17 protein-coding genes are annotated in these 20693 nt (G+C 35.3%); 16 read left to right on the top strand and 1 reads right to left on the bottom strand.

What is annotated here, in order from left to right:
* Window positions 1-36: 36 nt before the first annotated feature.
* The 5 genes from ACZLXV_RS04625 (at window position 37) to coaE (ending at window position 8301) form a co-directional block, all read left to right on the top strand.
* The gene (locus tag ACZLXV_RS04625) at window positions 37-1182 is read left to right on the top strand and encodes an exonuclease SbcCD subunit D (RefSeq protein ID WP_482382645.1); all 1146 of its coding nucleotides are present in this window, start codon (window positions 37-39) and stop codon (window positions 1180-1182) included.
* Between the two features lie 6 nt (window positions 1183-1188).
* Complete coding sequence (locus ACZLXV_RS04620; protein ID WP_482382644.1) at window positions 1189-4314, top strand: AAA family ATPase; 3126 nt, start codon at window positions 1189-1191, stop codon at window positions 4312-4314.
* Window positions 4280-4633 (top strand): anti-sigma factor, encoded by a 354-nt coding sequence (locus ACZLXV_RS04615; RefSeq protein WP_367334682.1) that lies wholly within the window; start codon window positions 4280-4282, stop codon window positions 4631-4633. The genes ACZLXV_RS04620 and ACZLXV_RS04615 overlap by 35 nt, the downstream gene beginning before the upstream one ends.
* A 92-nt stretch (window positions 4634-4725) precedes the next feature.
* Window positions 4726-7617, top strand: coding sequence for a DNA polymerase I (polA, locus tag ACZLXV_RS04610; RefSeq protein WP_482382643.1), 2892 nt, complete (start codon window positions 4726-4728; stop codon window positions 7615-7617).
* Window positions 7618-7716: 99 nt separating this feature from the next.
* Entirely contained in the window at window positions 7717-8301 is a 585-nt protein-coding gene (coaE, locus tag ACZLXV_RS04605) for a dephospho-CoA kinase (RefSeq protein ID WP_022224429.1), read from the top strand.
* Between the two features lie 44 nt (window positions 8302-8345).
* Here the strand turns inward: coaE and ACZLXV_RS04600 are convergent, their stop codons facing one another.
* Window positions 8346-8951: a hypothetical protein gene (locus tag ACZLXV_RS04600; protein WP_482382642.1), complete on the bottom strand. Its 606-nt coding sequence runs from the start codon at window positions 8949-8951 to the stop codon at window positions 8346-8348.
* Between the two features lie 239 nt (window positions 8952-9190).
* Between ACZLXV_RS04600 and ACZLXV_RS04595 the strand changes: the two genes are divergently transcribed.
* The 11 genes from ACZLXV_RS04595 (at window position 9191) to ACZLXV_RS04545 (ending at window position 20604) form a co-directional block, all read left to right on the top strand.
* Window positions 9191-10780, top strand: a complete 1590-nt coding sequence (locus tag ACZLXV_RS04595) for an efflux RND transporter periplasmic adaptor subunit (RefSeq protein WP_482382641.1) — start codon at window positions 9191-9193, stop codon at window positions 10778-10780.
* Window positions 10781-10786: 6 nt separating this feature from the next.
* Window positions 10787-12649 carry an efflux RND transporter periplasmic adaptor subunit gene (locus ACZLXV_RS04590; RefSeq protein WP_482382640.1) on the top strand — a complete coding sequence of 621 codons (1863 nt, stop codon included), beginning with the start codon at window positions 10787-10789 and terminating at the stop codon, window positions 12647-12649.
* A complete protein-coding gene (locus tag ACZLXV_RS04585; RefSeq protein ID WP_482382639.1) occupies window positions 12646-14088 on the top strand; it encodes an ABC transporter permease in 1443 nt (480 codons plus the stop codon). The genes ACZLXV_RS04590 and ACZLXV_RS04585 overlap by 4 nt, the downstream gene beginning before the upstream one ends.
* A 36-nt stretch (window positions 14089-14124) precedes the next feature.
* Window positions 14125-14781 carry a hypothetical protein gene (locus ACZLXV_RS04580; RefSeq protein ID WP_482382638.1) on the top strand — a complete coding sequence of 219 codons (657 nt, stop codon included), beginning with the start codon at window positions 14125-14127 and terminating at the stop codon, window positions 14779-14781.
* A gap of 137 nt (window positions 14782-14918) precedes the next feature.
* On the top strand, window positions 14919-15554 hold the full coding sequence (locus ACZLXV_RS04575) for an ABC transporter ATP-binding protein (RefSeq protein WP_367335658.1): 636 nt from the start codon (window positions 14919-14921) through the stop codon (window positions 15552-15554).
* Between the two features lie 90 nt (window positions 15555-15644).
* Window positions 15645-16835, top strand: a complete 1191-nt coding sequence (locus ACZLXV_RS04570; protein ID WP_482382637.1) for a hypothetical protein — start codon at window positions 15645-15647, stop codon at window positions 16833-16835.
* Between the two features lie 323 nt (window positions 16836-17158).
* Complete coding sequence (locus tag ACZLXV_RS04565; protein WP_482382636.1) at window positions 17159-17485, top strand: PadR family transcriptional regulator; 327 nt, start codon at window positions 17159-17161, stop codon at window positions 17483-17485.
* Window positions 17472-18083, top strand: coding sequence for a DUF1700 domain-containing protein (locus ACZLXV_RS04560; RefSeq protein ID WP_022224439.1), 612 nt, complete (start codon window positions 17472-17474; stop codon window positions 18081-18083). Before ACZLXV_RS04565 ends, ACZLXV_RS04560 begins: the two co-directional genes overlap by 14 nt.
* Window positions 18083-19057, top strand: a complete 975-nt coding sequence (locus ACZLXV_RS04555; protein ID WP_022224440.1) for a DUF4097 family beta strand repeat-containing protein — start codon at window positions 18083-18085, stop codon at window positions 19055-19057. Before ACZLXV_RS04560 ends, ACZLXV_RS04555 begins: the two co-directional genes overlap by 1 nt.
* Before the next feature lie 84 nt (window positions 19058-19141).
* The gene (locus tag ACZLXV_RS04550; RefSeq protein WP_482382635.1) at window positions 19142-19870 is read left to right on the top strand and encodes a LytR/AlgR family response regulator transcription factor; all 729 of its coding nucleotides are present in this window, start codon (window positions 19142-19144) and stop codon (window positions 19868-19870) included.
* On the top strand, window positions 19867-20604 hold the full coding sequence (locus tag ACZLXV_RS04545; RefSeq protein ID WP_022224442.1) for a sensor histidine kinase: 738 nt from the start codon (window positions 19867-19869) through the stop codon (window positions 20602-20604). The genes ACZLXV_RS04550 and ACZLXV_RS04545 overlap by 4 nt, the downstream gene beginning before the upstream one ends.
* Window positions 20605-20693: the final 89 nt, after the last annotated feature.

Raw genomic sequence — 20693 nt, 5'->3', positions numbered from 1 at the left:
AGAATTTAACTGATATGCTTAGAATAAAGGAGTAATATGAGATTTTTTCACATTTCCGATTTACATTTTGGAAAACAACTATATGGGTATGACCTTACAGAGGAACATAGAAATTTTATAAGACAGCTTGGAAAATATTGCGAGGAGTATTCGCCTGATGCAGTGCTTATTGCAGGGGATATTTATGACAGAGCAGTTCCTTCGGCAGGTGCAGTTACACTCATGGATGAACTTTTAACGACACTTTCAGGAATAACTGTTCTGATAATTTCAGGAAATCACGATAATGCCCAAAGGCTCAATTACGGAAGTGATTTTTTGAGAAAACACAATATATATATATCATCAATGCCACCGGTTGAAGATTTGAAAATGGAGAAGATAAGTCTTTCGGATGAAAACGGAAATGTAAATTTTTATCTTTTACCTTTTTTTAAACCGGTTGTGTTTAAAAATTCCATGCCGGATGAATATTTAAACGGCGAAAATGCTATTATAAAAAAAATTGTTCAAAATACGGATATAGATAAGAGCGAGCGCAATGTTGTAATGTCACATCAATTTTTTATATCGGGACATGAAGAACCAAAACTTTGTGATTCTGAGCAATTGCCGGCAATAGTGGGAGGACTTGATGCTGTAGATATAGCGGCTTTTGAAGATTTTGAGTATAGTGCCCTGGGGCATATACACGGAGGTCAGTTCGTCGGAAATGAAAAAAACAGATACAGCGGGACACCGGTCAAATTTTCAGTAAGCGAGAGAAATCATAATAAAAGCATTGTTATGGTGGATTTAGAAGAGAAGGGCAAAAAGGCTGAAATAACAAAACTTCCGCTTAACCAGATAAGAGATGTAAAGAAATTAGAAGGATATTTTGAAGATATAATTGCACTGGCAGACGAAGAAATTAAGAAAGATTATGTGAGCATAACTCTGAGGGATGAAGATATAATTCCTAATGTAAAGGAGAAGCTGAATGCATATTTTGATAATATATTAGAGGTAATTATAGATAATTCACAGACGAGAAAGATAATGCTTGATGATGTTGAAGAATTAAAGGAAATGTCACCATTTGACTCTTTTAACACATTTTTTGAGCAGTTAAATGACCGAAAGATGGATGAAAATGAAAGTGAGTTATTCAGGGAAATACTTAGTGAGGTTATAAAGGAGTAGAATGATATGAGACCGATAAAACTTGTTATGTCAGCATTTGGTTCTTATGGCGGTGAGGAAGTTGTGGATTTCTCAAAGATAAAAGGAGGTCTGTTTCTTATATCAGGAGATACAGGCTCAGGCAAAACGACTATATTTGATGGTATAATGTATGCTCTTTATAATAAGCTGGGCGGTGATGACAGAGAAACTAAAATGATGCGCAGTGAGTATGCTGATGATAAACGAAAAACTTTCGTGGAATTTACATTTGAATATGCTCACGGACAAAATAAAGGCTTATATACAGTAAAGAGGACTACTCATTTTAGAAAAAGCGGAATGGTGTCTGATGTAACGCTTACGATGCCTGACGGAGAAGTTTTTGTCGGGAAAAATAAAGAGACAGATGAGAAAATACAAAGTATTATAGGACTTGATTACAAACAATTTGGAAAGATAGTCATGATAGCTCAGGGACAATTTCGTGAACTCATAATGGAAAGCACGAAAAACAGAAAAGAAATTTTTAAAAGTATTTTTTCAATGGATATTTATGAGAAAATTGAAAAAAACATAAGTGAAAGATTTAAAAAAATATATGGAAAGTTAAAGGATAATAATCTTTTGCTTGAGGAAAATTTTGGGTCTGTTACTATAAACAGTGAAAGTGAAAATGCAATTTTATGGAGTGATGCATATGATAAGAGAGACACGGAGCCTGAAAAATTGTTGTCAATTCTTGAAAGTGAGATAGACATACTTGAAAAAGACAAAACTGGACTTAAAAAGGTTATAGATAAGGAAAATACTGAGCTTATTAGGATAACCAAACAGATATCTGATGCTGACAAGATAAACGCGAAATTTGAGAAAATGCAGATGTCGGAAACAAGATATAAAGAATTGTTAGGCGAAAAGGAGATATATGCGGCTAAAGCGGAAAAAGTAAGAAAAGCCAAAGCAGCATATGAGGTCAGGCAGGTACAAAATATTTACCTTAAGATACAGAAAAATATACAATTAAAAAAAGAACAGCTCAAAAAAAATCAAAGCAGACTGGAGGAGACTTCAAAAAGGCATGATGCTTTGTCAATCAGGAAAGAGGAATTTGAGCAGAAAAATAATGCAAAATATACACAACTTTTAAATCAAAAAAGTAAGATTGAAAATGAAATGTCTGTGTATGAAGAATATGACGATAAAAGAGAACTATATCAGAAAGAAAATGATACATTAACAGAGATTAGAAATCAGGTTTTGGAATTAAAAAAGCAGAATGAAGAATATCTTTTGTCAAGAGAGAAAACAGAGGAAAAACTGCATGAGTTAAAGGACATTGAAATAGTATTTAGTCAGTATGAAAATGATAAGGAAAAAATTCTTAAAAACACAGATGAAATTTCGCAGCTTCAAAAGACATTAAAAATGTATCTGACTGAAAACGACAGTCTTAAGAATATTGAAAATGACTATAGTGCTAAATATATTGAGTGGAAAAATGCAAGAAAGACATTTGAGCAGATAAGTGACAGGTATGTAACGGCACAGGCAGCTATTCTTGCTGCTAAGTTAGAAAACGGAAAACCATGTCCGGTATGTGGAGCATTGGAACATATAAATCCGGCTAAGATGACTGAAGACACAGTTACAAAAGATGATTTAGACAAGGCGAAATTAAGAGAGGACAGGCTTGAGAGAGAAAAAAACGAAAAGCAGGCAGAGTACGAGGAGAGCAGGAGAAAGACTGAGATTTTAAAATCTGAATTTATAAAAGAATATTATAAGGAAAATAAACAATCAGATACGCAGATTTTAGATTTTGATAAAGCAGAAAAAGAATTGGAAAATAAACTTTCTGATGCAAAAGAAAAACTGAATGGTGTTGAAAAAAATATTGATATTGCAAAGAAAAAGATAGTTCAAAAGGAAGAATGTTATAAGACAAGAGAAAAACTTGAAACAAGACTTGCGGCATTGGAAAAGGAAATAGTGAAAACCGGTGACAGGCTGAATGAACAATCGGTCTATGTGGGAGGTATTTTAGCGCAAATTGATACGTTAGGTAAAACCTTATCATACAATAATTCCGAAGAAGCAAAAAAAATGCTTGAAAATCTTGAAAAAGAAATTGAAGAAATCGAGACTGAAAAACAGGAAATTGAAGATTTAACAGCGGAGTGCGACAAAACAAACAGTCTGTTAAAAGGAAAAATAGAGGAAACAAAAAAACAGTTAGAGACAGATGAAAATGAGTTTGCAAAAGAGTACAAAAATTTTGAAAATGTACTTAGCAAAAAAGGTTTTGATAGCATAGCCTCATATAAAGAAAGCATTTTAGAAGATGAACAGATAACAATGCTTGAAGAACAGCTTGAAAAATACCGTGATGAACTCAACAGGCTGAAATCGGAAATAGCAGTGTTAAATGACATGCTGGCAGATGAGAGTATAATAGATACGGAAGAACTTTTGCAGGCAAAATCGGAAATGCAGGTTAGAGTTAAGCGGTTAAACAAGGAAAACGAAGATATAATTTCAAAGCTTGGAAACAATGTCTCTGTAAAGAAAAAAATAGTCAATCTGTTGCGTGACAGAGGTGAACTGGATAAAAAATACAGAGTTATAGCCTCACTTAACAATGCTGCAAATAATAAAAAAATACATTTTCAGACTTTTGTATTGAGACAATATTTCAATATGGTAATATCATATGCAAACAAAAGACTTGCGGTAATGACATCAAATAATTTTTTGCTGAGATGCAGAGACATTTCATTTTCAACTGCCGGTGAGACAGGACTTGAACTTGATGTTTATAGTCCTGTGACAGGAAAGGTAAGGGATGCACATTCACTTTCAGGTGGTGAAACATTTATGGCTTCTCTTGCAATGGCACTCGGAATGTCAGATATTGTTCAAAATAAATCAGGTAAAACTAATATTGATACAATGTTTATTGATGAGGGATTTGGCTCATTAAGTGATGATGTGAGAGACAAGGCAGTCAGAATACTTCTTGAACTTGCAGGAAGCAGCAGAACGGTAGGGGTTATTTCGCATGTATCGGAACTTAAAGAGCAGATTCCGTCAAAGATACTTGTAAGAAAGGAGAACGATGGAAGTCATATTACATGGTCTCAGGACAGATAGAAAAAAGAAGATGACATGTAAGCAGGTACAAAAAAAGATTATTGATTTCATAAACGATGATATGGATGTCAAAGAACTGGGTACTTTTATTGAGCATTTGGAAAGCTGCGACGAGTGTAAGGAAGAGTATGATGTATATTATACACTTATAATGGGAATGAGAATACTTGACAGTGATAATCTTAAGGGAAAGACAAAGATTGATTCGCAGGAAAAAATTAATAGTGCTAAATCTTATCTGTTTAAATGGCGCATTGTTTTATTGGAAAAAATTCTTCTTTTTATATTTATCTGTATTGGCATTATTCTTGTATATTGAGATATTGGGGTCAAAAGGCATTTTGCCCTCAATTGATGCGTGATAATTAACATTTGTGATTTATGATAAGAACTAAGAAGGGAAATTTTATAATGAGTGAAAAGATAGTTTTAATAGATGGACACAGTATCTTAAACAGAGCATTTTACGGAGTGCCTGATTTGACAAATTCGGAGGGAATGCATACAAACGCTGTATATGGATTTTTAAATATCATGTTTAAAATTTTGGATACAGAAAAGCCGGAATATCTCACCGTTGCATTTGATGTGAAAAAACCTACATTCAGGCATGAAATGTTTAAGGAATATAAGGGGACAAGAAAGCCGATGCCCGAGGAATTAAGACAGCAGGTTCCGATAATCCAGCAGGTTCTTGAGGCTATGGGAATAACAATAGTAAAAAGACCCGGTTTTGAGGCAGACGATATACTTGGAACTATTGCAAAAACGGCAGAAGCACAAGGAAAAGAAGTTACACTTGTATCAGGTGACAGAGATTTACTTCAATTGGCGTCAGAGAATATAAAGATAAGTATTCCCAAGACAAAAAAAGGTGGTTCTGAGGTAGAGGAATATCACACAGAGGATGTAATAGAAAAATACGGTGTGACACCGGTTCAGATTATAGATATGAAAGGTCTTATGGGAGATACTGCTGATAATATTCCCGGAGTTGCAGGTGTTGGTGAAAAGACAGCGGTAAAGATACTTAAAGCTTTTCCAAGCGTTGAACAGGCATACGAACATATTGAGGAGGTTGAACCAAAGAGAGCAAGAGAGCTTTTGAGAGCAGGAAAAGATATGGCTTTTCTCAGTAAAAAACTTGCGACAATAAAGACGGATTGTGAGTTGGATTATAATATTGCGGATGCAAAACTTGAAAATATTTTTACGCCTGAGGCTTTTGAGTGGGTAAAAAAACTTGAATTAAAGTCACTTGTCAACAAATTTGATATGGATACAAGAAGCAGTATTGTAATAAAACCTATGAACTTTAAGTTCTTAAAAAAGAAAGCGGAGGTTGAAAAATTTGCAAAAGAACTTATAAAAAATTCACCTGATGTTGTGGGAGTTTCATTTTTTGGAGATGAGTGGTCAAACTCAGGTGTACAGAAAAAAAAGAATAAAAAGAAAAACGGCGGTCAGATGGCATTTGTTTTTGATGATATATCGGCAGTTTCGCTTGAAGATGAGAGCGATAGTTTAAACGAGTATCTGTTTTTAGGGCTGAGTTTAAGTTATGAGACAGATGGAACTTTTGAGACGATAAGCATACTAAAAAATGATGAGACAGATGGAGATTTTCTTATAGATATTTATAAAAAAATCGAAAAGAAAATGCCGCATATCGCGCTGTTTGACTGGAAAAATGAATTGCATCTTACATCTGCTGTTGAAAATTATTCAGAGGAAAAAGAAGCTCCGTCACAGGCAGCTTTTGATGATTCGGATTTTGACATGATTTTTAACAAAGTTTCAGATGTAAGCATTGCCGCTTATCTGATAAATCCGTTAAAAGACAGTTATGAGCCGGATGATATTGCGAGAGATTATCTTAATATGACAATTCCTTCATACAGTGAGAGATTCGGAAAAAGTAAACTCTCGGAAGTAATTGCGGAGGTTGAGGAATTTTATTTTAATGAAAATACAGATGAAGAAAAAAATATTATTTTAGAAAATCTTTTGGACTATACGGGTGAACTTTCGTTTGTTGCGGCACAGGGATATAAAAATCTTAAAGACGAACTCGAAAAAACAGGCATGATGAACCTTTACCGTGAGGTAGAAATACCGACAGCCTATTTTTTATATCAGATGGAGAGAGTTGGTGTGAAAGCTGATATAAAAGTCCTTGAAAAGCTTGCAGAAAAGCTTGACAGAAAGATAGTTGAACTTGAGGGGGATATTTATGATTTGGCAGGTGAGGAATTTAATATAAATTCTCCAAAACAGCTTGGTGTAATTTTGTTTGAAAAAATGAAGCTGCCATTTGCCAAAAAGACAAAAACAGGTTATTCGACATCAGCGGATATTCTTGAAAAATTAAAGACAGAAGACCCTATAATATCAAAAATACTTGATTACAGACAGTTTACAAAATTGAAATCAACTTATGCGGAGGGACTTGCTGTATTTATCGAGAGTGATAACAGGATTCATGGTAAATTTAATCAGATGATTACAGCAACAGGAAGAATCAGTTCTACAGAGCCAAATCTTCAGAATATACCTATCAGAATGGAGATGGGACGTGAGTTTAGAAAAGTTTTTAAGGCTAAAGAAGGATGTGTATTCTTAGATGCTGATTATTCACAGATAGAACTCAGGGTTTTAGCTGATATGTCAGGTGATGAGCATCTTATAGAAGCCTACAAAAATGGTGACGATATTCACAGAAGTACCGCTTCAAAAGTTTTCCATACCCCGTTTGAGGAAGTTACTGAGCTTCAGAGAAGAAATGCAAAGGCAGTAAATTTTGGAATTGTTTATGGGATAAGTGCATTTGGATTATCACAGGATTTAGGAACAACAAGAAAAGAAGCAGACGAGATAATAAAAAAATATTTCGCAACTTATCCGGCAATAAAGGCATTTCTTGACGAAAAAGTTGAGGATGCAAAAAAGACCGGTTATTCATATACAAAATTTGGACGCAGAAGACCTGTGCCTGAGATAAAATCATCAAACTTTATGCAGCGTTCATTTGGAGAGCGAATCGCAATGAATTCTCCGATACAGGGAACGGCGGCAGATATAATAAAGATTGCGATGATAAAAGTTGCAAGGAAACTAAAAGAAGAAAAACTAAAATCAAGAATAGTCCTTCAGGTTCATGACGAACTGCTTGTTGAGACAAGTGTGGATGAAATAGATAAAGTTAAAGAAATACTTATATCAAATATGCAGTCGGCAGCAAGCCTGAAAGTGCCGCTTATTGCCGAGGTTGAACAGGGAGATGACTGGTTTGAGGCTCACTGATTTGCAAAACTGATTAGAGAGTTGCGTAATTCAATTACATTTTATGACAGTTTAGCAAATATTTGATTATGATTATTATGAGAATAAGAGGGTATATTTATGAGAGTTATAGGTTTGACAGGCGGTGTCGGGAGTGGGAAGTCGCTTGTGGCACAGATTTTAAAGCAAGAGACGGGTGCGGAGCTTATTTTGACGGATGATGTTGGTCATATTGTTACTGATAAGGGTGGAAGTGCCTTTGATTTAGTGGTGGAGAGATTTGGAAATGAAATTGTTTCTGAAACAGGAGAGATTGACAGAAAAAAACTGGCTGATATTGTGTTTAATGATAAAAAGGCAATTAAAGATTTAAATGATATTGTGCATCCGAAAGTAAAAGAATATATAGAGCAATATATAGAAAACAGAAAAGAAAAAGCTGGAAATATAATTCTTGAAAGTGCAATATTATTTGAGACAGAATGCGATAAATATTGTGATGAGATATGGTATGTATATGTACCGAGAAATATAAGAATTGAAAGGCTTAAAGATAGCAGAGGATATTCTGTCGAAAAATGTGAAGCAGTTATGGCTAGTCAGAAACCTGATGAATTTTATATAAGCAGGAGTGACAGGGTCATAAAAAATGACGGCTCGGTGGAAAAGTTAAGAGAATATTTGAAAAATATCTCAAAAGACTGAGCTTTGCTAAGTCGTTGCCGGGCTTTTAATAAAATCATGATTAATTATTTTGCGGCACCGGCAAGATGTGACAAAAGCAGTGGGTTTATGTAACCCTCGGCAAGACTGCCGATAAGTATAAGCAGAATACTAAGTAAAAATAAGGGGAATTGTTTTAAGAACAGTTTCCCTTTTTGATTTGTATCATCACAGGAGTTTATTTTGTGAAGATTCATTATAATATATAAAAATGAAGGCACAAAAATAAGATATTGCGGCATTATACAGCAGGTATAGTTTGCAATTCCTGCAAATTTGTAAATTGAAATGTTGAAGAAAAGTAAAAGACCGTTTGAAAAACCGGTGTAGACAGAAAAAACAAGGCAGTAATAACGCCAAAGGTCAGTCATGGAAAAAATAAAAAGCAGCAGTACAAATTTTATGTTTCTGTTAAATGAGGACAGGACTATTTTGTCTGATGGTATGTCCAATGAAGGTATGGAACTCAATGTTTCGGTATAAATAGACTTTAATTCAGGCAGAAGAGCGGAATTAAAAAGTTTTCCGACAAGAGTGCCAAGCAGCATACCGATAAAAAAGAAAATGATGACTGTCTGACATATGCGTGGCATTTTACCTTTTCGTATATTTATTGAAGAATTTTTTTTCATATAATAATACCATACCTTTCAAAAAATTATATTATATATATAGTTTCGTAGTTTCTTTTATATCTAATCTATCTTATGACACACAATAAAAAATATTCATAGCTGTTGTTTTGTCTAGAGGAAAATATGGCAGTTCACATTTTACACACAACTTTTCCACCTCATTTTCACAAATTTTATGTAATATTTTGGGTACAAAACAGATATTAAAGGATTTATGAAATTTGATAGGAGGAAAAATGATGCACCGAAAAAGAAAAATTGCATTGATAATGGCGGCAGTGTTTGTTATAGCAGGTGTGGGGATATACGGCGGAAAGAGCATCTTAAAAAAAAGCTCATCCAAGCAGTCTCAAAAGACGCAGACCTCAGAAAGTAAAGGGGAGAATTCAGGAGAGTCTCAAAACAGCAGTATATTACAGGCTGGGGGCACTACATCCGGTGGAACTGACTATCAGTTATATAGTTTGAATCTTGCCGGAACAAGTAAGACAGGTGCACTTGAAGTAGAGAGTGTACTAAAAAGTTCCGGTGATGAGGTTAAAAAGGGAGAGGCACTTATAAAACTTACGAAGGACAGCGTTACAGATACTAAAAATATTCTGAGTAAAGCAGTAAAAACTTATAAAAAGAAATATGAATCGGCAAAACTTGATTATGAAGAAGCTGTTTTTGATGCAAAAAGTGATTATCAGGACAGTTTATCAGCATATGCTTCGGCACTTACTGATTACAAAGACAGCTTATCAGAGTATACAGGGTCGGTAAAAGAAGCAAAAAAACAGCTGGATAACAGCAAAAAAATAATAAGTACATATCCTGAAAAGATAAAAAAAGCAAAACAGGACCTTACAAAAAAACAGAAACAGCTTATAAGTATAAATAAAAAATTAAAAAAGGCAAAAAAGCAGGCAGATAATAAAGCGAAAAATCTTCAGTCGAAACAAAACGCATATGAACAGGCAAAACAAAAAAATGATGAATTAAATACAGTTTCAAGATATATAGGAGAATTCAGCAGGGAGAACAAGAGTGATATTTCACAGCTTACAAAAGATATTGAAGAAAAACTTGCATCATCAAATCAAGAAATGACAGCAAAAAATAATGCATATAAGAAAGCATCAAATCAGGCTGACAAGGCACAGAAGACATATGATAGTTACAGCTCTAAGAAAAATCAGCTTACATCACAGATAAGTAAATTAAGAAATAATATATCATCATATGGGAGTGCGTATAAAAATGCAAAGATGAACCTGGCGGCATACAGTTCATCTTACAATCAGGCATTATCTCAGGAAACAACGGGAAGAGTCAGTGCCAAAAAGACTTATGACGAGAGTGTTAGGGCATATAAAAGTGCCGATACGGTTTATAAGGCAGCGATAAAGTCAGCAAAAGAAACATTGCAGAAAGCAAAAGATAATTATACAAATGCAAGAGACAGAATAAAAGCATTTAATAAACTTGTATCTGGAAATAATGTTGTGGCATCAATGTCAGGAACTTTGTCGGAAATATCATATGAAAGCGGAGATATATTGAATAGTATGACGGCAATAGCAGGCTACAGTAATGAAAATACATTGAGTATCGATGTTACTGTCGACCAGACTGACATAGGAAATATTTCGGTAGGTGATGAGGTATCAGTAAACATTCAGAATATGCCTCAGACAGTAACAGGCAAGGTCGCAGCTATCGAAACAGCATCATCATCGGAAAGCGTTTCAAAAGTAACATACACAGTGACAGTTTCTGTTGACAATACACAGGGAATGATGTCAAGCGGAAGTACGGCACAGGTGAATTTTACAGTAGAGTAATGAATTATGAATCGAAAGGAAAGTGGAAAAATGGCAGATAAAGAAAAAAAACAGATGACATCAAAGTCACGTAAAAAAAGAATAAAAAAAGTGGCGGTTTCCGTTATTCTTATTGCATGTATAACAGTTGTTGTGGTTTTTAATGTCATGAATAAAAATGATGACACAAAGACAACCACTGTTACTAAAGAAAATACAGCTAAAAAAGGAAATCTTACAGTCGGAATAACTGAAAGCGGAACTATGGAGAGTGGTTCAATTACCCAGGCGTATGAACTTGATACATCTTCGGTAGGAAGCAGCAGTTCTTCGGCATCAGGGGCAGGCAGCAGTTCATCAGGAAACAGCAGCCAGAACAAAAGTGACTCACAGGGAATGCAGAATATCGGAAATGTAATGGGAATGGCAGGCGGTCAGTCCGGCTCAGAAAGTACGACATCTACTAAGTCAACAACATCATCGGGCAGTGAGAGTGTATCGGATTCAGACCTTGTTATAGGGAAAGTATGTATTACATCAGGACAGAATGTCAAAAAAGGTGATACTATTTTGAAATTGACAAATAAAAGTGTTTCAAATGTAAGAAAACTTTATAAAGAGGCAGTAAGCTCAGCAAGACTTTCACTGAAAGAAGCAAAGATTGACAGAGATTCCGATAAACTTACGGCAGAATACGAATATAAAGAGAGACTTGCAGCAGGACAGAGTGCAAAAACAACATATAACGCTACGGTACAAAGTCTTAACAGTGCAGTTATGGCAGCACAGAACAATTACAACACGGCAGTTTCGGGAATAAAAACACTTCCTTTAAAAATAAAAACGTTACAAAAGAAGATTAAAAAAGCAGGCGGAAGTACCTCTGTTTATAAAAGTACATCATCAAACCAGTCAACAGACCAGAAAGTGGGAGAAGGTTCAGGAGCATCATCAAATAACATGTCCGGTATGGAAAATGATAATAAAAATATGACACAGGATTCTTCCACGAATACAAATACATCGTCAGACAGCAGCAGTCAGGGTACATCAAGTAAGATAACAATAATGCAGCAGCAGCTTGCAACATATAAACAGCAGTTATCAGAGTATAAAGCTAATCTGACAAACTTAAAGTCTCAGCTTAAGGCAGCGAAAAAAGCAAAAAAGACAGGTGAAGTCAGTGCCAAAAAGACTTATGATGCAGCCATGCTTCAATATTCAAACGCAAAGACACTTTACAATGTTGCAATGGATGGAATTGATGATGATGTCAAAGATGCGCAGGAGACATTAAAAGATGCACAAAAAGAACTTAAGACATTTGAAAAATATGCAGGAACAGGCGTGATAAAAGCAGAGTGTTCAGGTACAGTTACTTCAGTCGGCTATGAAGACGGTGAGACACTCAGCACAGACACAGATATAGCCACATATAAGAATGCAGAAGCAGTTACGATTTCTGTATCTGTTGCTCAGGATGATATTTCAGAGGTAGAAGTCGGAGATACCGTAAATATAAATCTTACTGCATATGAGGATGAGACATTCCATGGCAAAGTTACATCTATTTCTTCTACAACATCATCTGATACGAGCACGGTAAGTTATCCTGTTGTAGTTACTATGACGGGTGACGTTTCAAGTGTTTATGCAGGAATGAGTGCGGACGTTACATTTGTTACCAAAGAGATAAAGGATGTTCTTTATATTTCTAATAAAGCAGTAGTGACAGAGGGAACAAAGTCGTACGTTACAAAGAAAAACAGTGATGGAAGTACAACAAAGACACAGGTTAAGACAGGTTTCTCAGATGGACATAATGTTCAGATAGAGAGTGGATTAAGTGAAGGTGATACAGTTCTTATAGAAAGCCGGGTGAGCGAATGAAACTAAGTGAGATATTAAGACTTGTCTGGATAAACCTTATTCAGAATAAATTTAAGGTTGTGCTTACTTCTATAGGTATAGTTGTCGGTGCAGCAACAATAGTAATGGTTATTGCGATAGGAAGAGGCGGTCAGATGGATGTTGCAGACCAGTTCAAAAATCTGAACGCCGGAGCTATTGATATTTCATATGAGCAATCGACAGACAGTTCATCGTCAAATAGTAAGGGTTCTTCAAAATCAGGCTCAACAAATAAATCATCAGGAGGAAATAGTGAGTCCAAAGGAAACCAGAGAGACCCCGGCGGATTTGGAGGCGGACAGGGAATGCCGCAGATGCCCGGAGGTTCATCGGGCGGAGGCAGTCAGGGAATGCCACAGATGCCAGGAGGCGGTATGCAAGGCGGTTTCGGCGGATTTATGGCAGGGGGAAATAACAATAATGACAGTTCAAAAATAAATCAGGAAAAAATCACATTGTCAGAAGATGACATGGATGATTTAAAAACATTTCTTCCGGGAATATCAGATATAACAATATCTTATACTACAAAATCTGAAGTGGACGGTGGAGACCTTGACGAGGCAGAAAGCTACACAATAGCAGGGGTAAAAAATAATTATGTAAGTATGAGTAATCTCACAATGGCGGCAGGAAGCTTTATTGAATCATCAAATGAAACAAATAAGGAAAAGGTCTGTGTACTCGGACATTCAGTTGCAAAAGAAATATTCGGAAGTGTAGAAGATGCATACGACAGCACAATATATATAGACAACAGGGCGTATGTTGTAAATGGTGTAATATCTGAAGTTGGAACAGTATCCTCAGGAATAAGTCCTGATGATTCGATTTTCATACCTTACAGTACAGGTGTAAAGTATATAGTAGGTACAGATGCAAATCCTACGATAACAGTAATAGCATCTGATGTTGATAATGTAGACAATGTTATGGAGAATATACAATCAGTATTGGCGGAGAATTATCCAAATGCCGAGTTTACTATAACTGATGCAGGAAGCAAAATGGAGGCTGCCTCAGAATCAAATAATACACTTACAACACTTCTTATTGCAATGGCAGCAATAGTATTTATTGTAGGCGGTATAGGAATTATGAATGTGTTATTTGTATCGGTTAAAGAGAGAACAAAAGAAATTGGTATATTGAAAGCAATAGGATGTACCAAAAAAGATATTCTTATAGAATTTTTGCTGGAGGCGTGCTTTATAAGTATTCTCGGCGGAATACTCGGAGTTCTTTTGAGTTTTGGCATAACACCGATAGTTGAGTATTTTGACGTGAGAGTTGAACTTTCTGTTGCCGGTGCAGTGCTTGCAGTTGTATTTGCAATATTTACAGGAACAGTATTTGGATTTTATCCGGCACTCAAAGCTTCAAAACTTGTACCTGTTGAGGCATTAAATGAAGAATAGTTTCGCAAGTATTTATAAGGATAGGGGAAATGAAATATGGTTCTTAAATTGAAAAAAATCAGAAAAATGACTGTATTACTGCTTGTAATGTGCCTGTTGGCATCAGGTTGTTCAAAAGCAGAAGAAGAAAACACAAATGATATAGATTCTGTGAAACTGAAATCAAATCAGGAAATAGTAACATGCAAAATAACGGCAATATACGGAAACGAGATAGAGTATACCATTGCTAAAGAGCAAAGTGTATCAGACGCGAAAAAAGATAAAATGCCATCATCAAGCGGAGCACCTGACATGAAAGGCGGAGATATGCCATCATCAAGCGGGGCGCCTGACATGAAAGGTGGAGATATGCCATCATCAAGCGGGGCACCTGACATGAATAATGGAAATAATGATAATTCTGCCGGGGGACCGCCCGATATGGGTGGTGATAGCAAAAATTCATCATTAGACAGTTCAGGCGAAAATAAATCGGACAAAAGCAAATCTTCTAAGAATAGTGACAAAAAGGTTTATACATTGACAGATGAGACAGATAGTACAACGATACCGGTTGGAACGGATGTGATAACATCACTCGGAAAAACGACAACGTTTTCAAGATTATCAAACGGGGATATTATTAAGATGATAATGGAGAAGGACTCAAGCGGAGAAAAAGTCGTAGTAGGAGTGTGGATAGTTTCATAAGAAAGGTGGTTTTTATGATTAAGTTTGGAAAGAAAAAAGCGGTGAACAGTGATACTGATAAAGATAAAAATAAAAAGACTGCCGTTAAGCATGACGAGCATAAGATAGAGATTATCAATGTTAATAAGACTTATGACATGGGGAGGGAGTCTCTTCATGTCCTGAAGAATATAAATTTCACAGTAGACGAGGGAGAATTTGTTGCTATTCTTGGTCCCTCCGGTTCAGGTAAGTCTACACTTATGAATGTTATAGGCTGTATGGATCTTTTTGACGAGGGTGAATATTATCTTGACAGGCTTGCAATTCATGCAATGAAAGAAAAGAAACTTACAGGTATCAGAAACGAAAAAATCGGATTTATATTTCAGAATTATCATTTGATACCTACATATACTGTTATTCAGAATGTTATAATGCCGCTTCTTATGAGAGGATATGAACATGAAGAAGCAGAAGAGATGTGTATGGATACAATAGAAATGCTTGGTCTTAAGGAAAGGGTAAACCATAAACCAAACGAGCTTTCAGGCGGTCAGAAACAGAGAGTTGCAATAGCAAGAGCGCTGGTAGGTGAACCTACAATTCTTTTGGCAGATGAGCCTACAGGAGCACTTGACAGTAAAAGCGGTAAAGAAGTTTTAAAACTGTTTAGAAAACTTAATGACATGGGAAATACGATAGTTATGATAACACATGACCTTGAGGTGGCAAAAGCTGCAAAAAGGGTGGTTAAGATTGTAGACGGAGAGATGTTTGCTGTCGAAAATTAAAAGATGGTTTAAATTGACATGGAGCGGGCAGAGTTTTACTCTAATTATATTAGCAATATTATTATCAGTGAAAGGAATAGTGTCTGCTCCATGAAAAAAAATATAATTGTTGTTGCTTTTTATGTATGTCTTGTCATTATAGTAATCACTTCATTTTGCAAAAATAAAAAAGATGATAATGGCGAACAGATTACATATTCACAAATAAAACAGACTGATGTGAAAGTGAAGAATACTGAAAATGATACACAAAAAGTGCTACATATAAAGGGTGATGTATCTGAAGAAATATCGCCTTTTGTATATAAGACAAAAGCTGACAGATATATATTGGATAAATGCTATATAAATATATATAATGAGTTAAAAAAAATAAACTCAGGCTCAGGTTCTTTATATTTTGAAAGCATAGAAAAAGACAGCCGGTATCTAAATAAAGGCAAAAAGAAAACAAAAAATAAGCTGACAACATACACAATAAGACTTAAAGAGGGAATAAGGGCGACGGATGGAATGGCTGTGACAGCTGATGATTTGATGTTTAATTACTATCTGAGAACCGATAGTTCGTATGAGGCATCTGACAATGTGTACAAGTGTAAGATACTTGGACTTTTAAATTATCAGACGGGGTGTGAGAACAGTTCAAAAGCAAAGCATACGCTCTATGCGAAAATAAAGAAACCGTCTGCTGCAATGAAAAAAAAGATAAAAACAAAAATAATATATCCCGAGATAAAAGACGCATTTGAGTGGACGAGTTCTTTATACCGGGATGAAACTTACTCTTACATAACAGACAAATATCCGAGGACAAGGGATTTGTTTGTTTATTTTTTTTCTCTGAATCCAAAATATAAAGCGAAAAATAAGGATGCTGATACGGTGATAAAACAGATTTCAGCCCAATACGGTTATGATTACAAAAAACTTGGAAAAGTGACAGGAAAGAATTATGATGCTCTTGTAAAAAAAATCGTACTCAATGAAATCTGCAAAAAGCAGCCGGACAAAAAGCAGCGTATAAAGGGGCTGACAAAGATTGACAGCTACACGATACAGATACAGGTTTATGAAAAGACATCTGAGAAAGATTTGTTTGACTTTTATGTAGTCCCACTTGCAAAATGGGGTGATGTACAAAGCTTTGATTCAAATTATCAGTGGGGAGTGAAAAAGACAAAAACAAATGAGATAACGACAAAGAAAAACATAACGGGCGATGAGACAGGAGGGTTTAGGATAATCAGCAAAAATCCGTATGAACTTGTAGAGAAGTGATAAAAATAACAACAGACAGTAATCTTAATAGCGTACAGTGAACATAATGTTTAAAAACAGTATAATTGGTATGTTCAGATTTATATTTAAAGAGACTGTTGCATTAATGAAAAATCGTACAGGATATAGAAGTAGTTACTATTAAATATCTATATTTGTATGAAATTTTCTTATTGCAGCTGTCTCTTTTTTTGCACTGTTATGTTTTTGAAAAGATAAAAAACTTATACTTGACAAAATAAAACAATATGTATATATTTTATATATAATATTTTTATATATAAAATATATACATATAATTAGCAAGGAAAGGGAGTGGAAAGATGTACTATCCTGTATCAGCGCATCTGATAGAATTTTTAATCCTGTCGGTACTGCAAAAAGAAGATTCTTACGGGTACGAGATAAGCCGCACAGTTAAACTTGTGGCGGATATAAAAGAGTCAACGCTTTATCCGATTTTGAAAAAACTTGAGAAAAACGGTTTTATGACAACATACACGAAAGAGTATCAGGGAAGAAAAAGAAAATATTATTCTTTAACGGATGCGGGTGTAGAGGAACTTAAATTCTTAAACTCAGAGTGGATAATCTACAGGGACACAATTGATGATATAGTGGAAGGGAGAATGAAAGATGAAAACAGATGAATATTTAAGACAGCTTAGTAAATATCTGAAAAAGCTGCCTAAAGCAGATTATGATGATGCGATGGAGTATTTTACGGAATATTTTGCCGAGACGGATGAAAATGAGGCAAAAAAGCTTATGGATGAACTTGGTACACCAAAAGAAGCAGCCTGTGACATCATAAGTAATATTCTTGAAAAAAAGATAGATGAGAAAAAGCAGGCTGACAGTGAAAAGAAACAGGTTGACAGTGACAAAAAATCAGTGTTTGGTGTATTGTGGATAGCATTGCTTGCAATATTTGCACTTCCGGTAGCAACACCATTACTTATAAGTGGTCTTATCGTTATGTTCTGTGTTTTGCTGTGTGTGGTTCTGGCAGTTTTATGTGTATTTTTGTTCGGAGTGTGTGCAGCTATAGCAGGAATGGCAGTGATAGCCAGAGCGATTGTTACCGTGAAACTTTCCATATCGTCAGCGATAATGCTTTCAGGATTGGGACTTGCGGCAATCGGTGTCGGAATTATAATTGTTCTGCTTGGAGTTTTATGTGTCAGGCTTTTTGCAGAACTTACAATAAAATTTGCACACAAGGCGTCTAAAAGGGGGAAAAAATAATGACAAAATTTATAAAGGGAGCATTGATAACCGGGATTTTATGTATAGTTTTTGGTATGGGCATATTTTTTGCAGGCAAGGTAATGGGCGGCGGAAGATATGTAAAGAACATGGATTTTAGTTCAATGCTCACAACAGACAGTAAAAATTTGAAAGAAGAATATGCGACATTAGAGAAAACAAAAATAGATGATTTCGATAAGATAAACATAAAAACAAATACAATTGACATTAAAATTGCACAGTCGGATGACAAAAACTGTTATATAGCGTATAATTTGAAGAAAGAGAAAGGTGAAGTTCCTGCAGTCTATGAGGTGAGTGGTGGTGAGTTTAAGCTTAGACAGAAATCAAATCATGTTACGATAAATGTTGATTTGAGCGGGCTTGCTGCCATATTAAGCGGAACACAGGATTATGTCAGACAAAACCAGTTTGTATTATATCTGCCAAAAGACAAACAGATAAGTATAGTAGAATTTGATACGGAAGACGGCGACATTTCAATTGACGGACTTAAAAGTGACAAGATGGATATAGCTGTAGATGCAGGTGATATTAAGCTTGAAAATGCAGAGTTACAAAGCGGAAAGATAACATCCTCTGACGGAGATATTGTTGTTAAAAATACAAATTTAAAAGGTATGGCTTTAACAGACAATTATGGAGACGTTAAGTGTAATGACGGCTCGTTTGAGGATATAGCCGTAAAATTAAATGATGGTGACTTAAAATTGCAGAATACCAAACTTACAGGAAATATAAAAATTAATTCCGGTTATGGCGATGTGAAAGTTATAGGCTTTGATGACTGGAATGACATTTTAGTCAGTGCAAGAACAAGTTACGGAGATGTCAGCGTAAATCATAAAATAGACGGAGAAAAAACAGAAACGTCTTTTGAAAAAAATGTCGAAAATCCGTCTGCTAAACTTGAGATAAATTGTTCTGACGGTGATATTTCAATCAGATAGTATGAATATTAAAATTTTCATAACAAGCACAAAAACAGTGCACGAATGGGAATTAATTACTATAAAAAAAAAACGAGGAACAGAATGAAGATAGGAATTATTGAAGATGAAGCTGTGCATATGCAGATATTAAACAGATACATTAAAAACTGGGGAGTGGAAAGAAAAGAAAATATACAGATAAAAGAGTATGACAGTGCGGAAAGTTTTTTATTTGCATGGGATGACGAAAAGGACTTTGATATATTGTTTATTGACATTCAGATGAAAAAGATGGATGGCATTAAAATGGCGAAGCGTATAAGAGAGTCTGACAATAATATAGCACTTGTGTTTACTACAGGTGTCGCTGAATATATATCAGAAGGTTACGAGGTTGAAGCACTTCATTATCTGATAAAACCTATCAAAGAAGAAAAAGTAGTACAGTGTCTTGAACGTGCAGCAAAAAGGAAAGCTGATACGGAGTATATTATATTTCGTGGCGGGGACGGTGTTTATAAATTTTCAAAAAGAAAAATAATCTATGTCGAGGCAGACGGTCACAATACATTATTTCGTGTTTCAGAAGGTGATGAGAGTGTTACATATATTGTTATCGAAGCTGTCAAGAGTGTTGAAAAGAAACTTGCCGGTGAAAATTTTATCAAATGCCACCGCTCATATATATGTAATCTTGAGTTTATACACAGCATAGGGAAAAATGAGATACTATTTGATGATGGTTCCAAAATTCCGGTTAGCAGGCGTGCGTATTCTGTTGTGAATGAGGCATTTATAAATTATTACAGAAGGATTGAGGATGACAGATGAAAACAAATATGGTGTGTATAGCTGCAATTTTTGTTATAGCAGCAGTAGTTCTTGTTATTGCAATAAGGAAACTTATACTTTTTATCACGGAAAAAAATATATCAGCATATCAGAGCAGCCTTATTGAAAGACATTATGAGGAAGTTGAAAATATGTATCGGCAGACAAGAGGGTGGCGGCACGATTACCGCACACATATACAGACAATGAAAGCTTATCTGCAGATGAAAGAATATGATAAACTTGATAAATATTTAAATGACCTTGAGATTGACCTTACTACTGTTGACACTGTTATAAAAACAGGAAATGTGATGATTGATGCGATTTTAAACAGCAAGATTTCACTTGCCGGTCAGAGAAAAATAAAAGTTGATGCGAAAGCCATTGTGCCGTCTGACTTAAATACTTCTGTTTCTGAAGTCGACTTAAGCATTGTGCTCGGCAATCTTATGGATAATGCGATAGAGGCGTGCCAGAAGATAAAAGATGAGGATAAGAGATTTATCAGGGTTTATATTGATATTCTGAAAGGTCAGCTTTATCTGTATGTTATTAACTCATCTGAGGGCAAGTTAAAAAGAAGCGGAAATCTGTACCACTCAACAAAAACAGAAGAATATCACGGCTTTGGTCTTAGAAGAACAGACAAAGTAGTGGAAAAATATGGTGGGTATCTGAACAGACAGGATGAGGAAGGAGTGTTTGCAACAGAGGTAATGCTGCCATTATAAACTAAAAAAGAACAATGTTATTGTTAAAAACTAACCATTCGTGCATGAAACATACCGTTCGTGCACGAATTTATTTTTGACTGAAAAAA

It is taken from the genome of Butyribacter sp. (assembly GCF_056818865.1).
Note: the sequence above shows the minus strand (reverse complement) of the source record. Positions and strands in the feature narration are given on the sequence as shown.

Coding starts and splice junctions, on each gene's coding strand:
- ACZLXV_RS04625 (WP_482382645.1), top strand. CDS start 37: ATGAGATTTTTTCACATTTCCGATTTACATTTTGGAAAACAACTATAT.
- ACZLXV_RS04620 (WP_482382644.1), top strand. CDS start 1,189: ATGAGACCGATAAAACTTGTTATGTCAGCATTTGGTTCTTATGGCGGT.
- ACZLXV_RS04615 (WP_367334682.1), top strand. CDS start 4,280: ATGGAAGTCATATTACATGGTCTCAGGACAGATAGAAAAAAGAAGATG.
- polA (WP_482382643.1), top strand. CDS start 4,726: ATGAGTGAAAAGATAGTTTTAATAGATGGACACAGTATCTTAAACAGA.
- coaE (WP_022224429.1), top strand. CDS start 7,717: ATGAGAGTTATAGGTTTGACAGGCGGTGTCGGGAGTGGGAAGTCGCTT.
- ACZLXV_RS04600 (WP_482382642.1), bottom strand. CDS start 8,951: ATGAAAAAAAATTCTTCAATAAATATACGAAAAGGTAAAATGCCACGC.
- ACZLXV_RS04595 (WP_482382641.1), top strand. CDS start 9,191: ATGATGCACCGAAAAAGAAAAATTGCATTGATAATGGCGGCAGTGTTT.
- ACZLXV_RS04590 (WP_482382640.1), top strand. CDS start 10,787: ATGAATCGAAAGGAAAGTGGAAAAATGGCAGATAAAGAAAAAAAACAG.
- ACZLXV_RS04585 (WP_482382639.1), top strand. CDS start 12,646: ATGAAACTAAGTGAGATATTAAGACTTGTCTGGATAAACCTTATTCAG.
- ACZLXV_RS04580 (WP_482382638.1), top strand. CDS start 14,125: ATGGTTCTTAAATTGAAAAAAATCAGAAAAATGACTGTATTACTGCTT.
- ACZLXV_RS04575 (WP_367335658.1), top strand. CDS start 14,919: ATGGGGAGGGAGTCTCTTCATGTCCTGAAGAATATAAATTTCACAGTA.
- ACZLXV_RS04570 (WP_482382637.1), top strand. CDS start 15,645: ATGAAAAAAAATATAATTGTTGTTGCTTTTTATGTATGTCTTGTCATT.
- ACZLXV_RS04565 (WP_482382636.1), top strand. CDS start 17,159: ATGTACTATCCTGTATCAGCGCATCTGATAGAATTTTTAATCCTGTCG.
- ACZLXV_RS04560 (WP_022224439.1), top strand. CDS start 17,472: ATGAAAACAGATGAATATTTAAGACAGCTTAGTAAATATCTGAAAAAG.
- ACZLXV_RS04555 (WP_022224440.1), top strand. CDS start 18,083: ATGACAAAATTTATAAAGGGAGCATTGATAACCGGGATTTTATGTATA.
- ACZLXV_RS04550 (WP_482382635.1), top strand. CDS start 19,142: ATGAAGATAGGAATTATTGAAGATGAAGCTGTGCATATGCAGATATTA.
- ACZLXV_RS04545 (WP_022224442.1), top strand. CDS start 19,867: ATGAAAACAAATATGGTGTGTATAGCTGCAATTTTTGTTATAGCAGCA.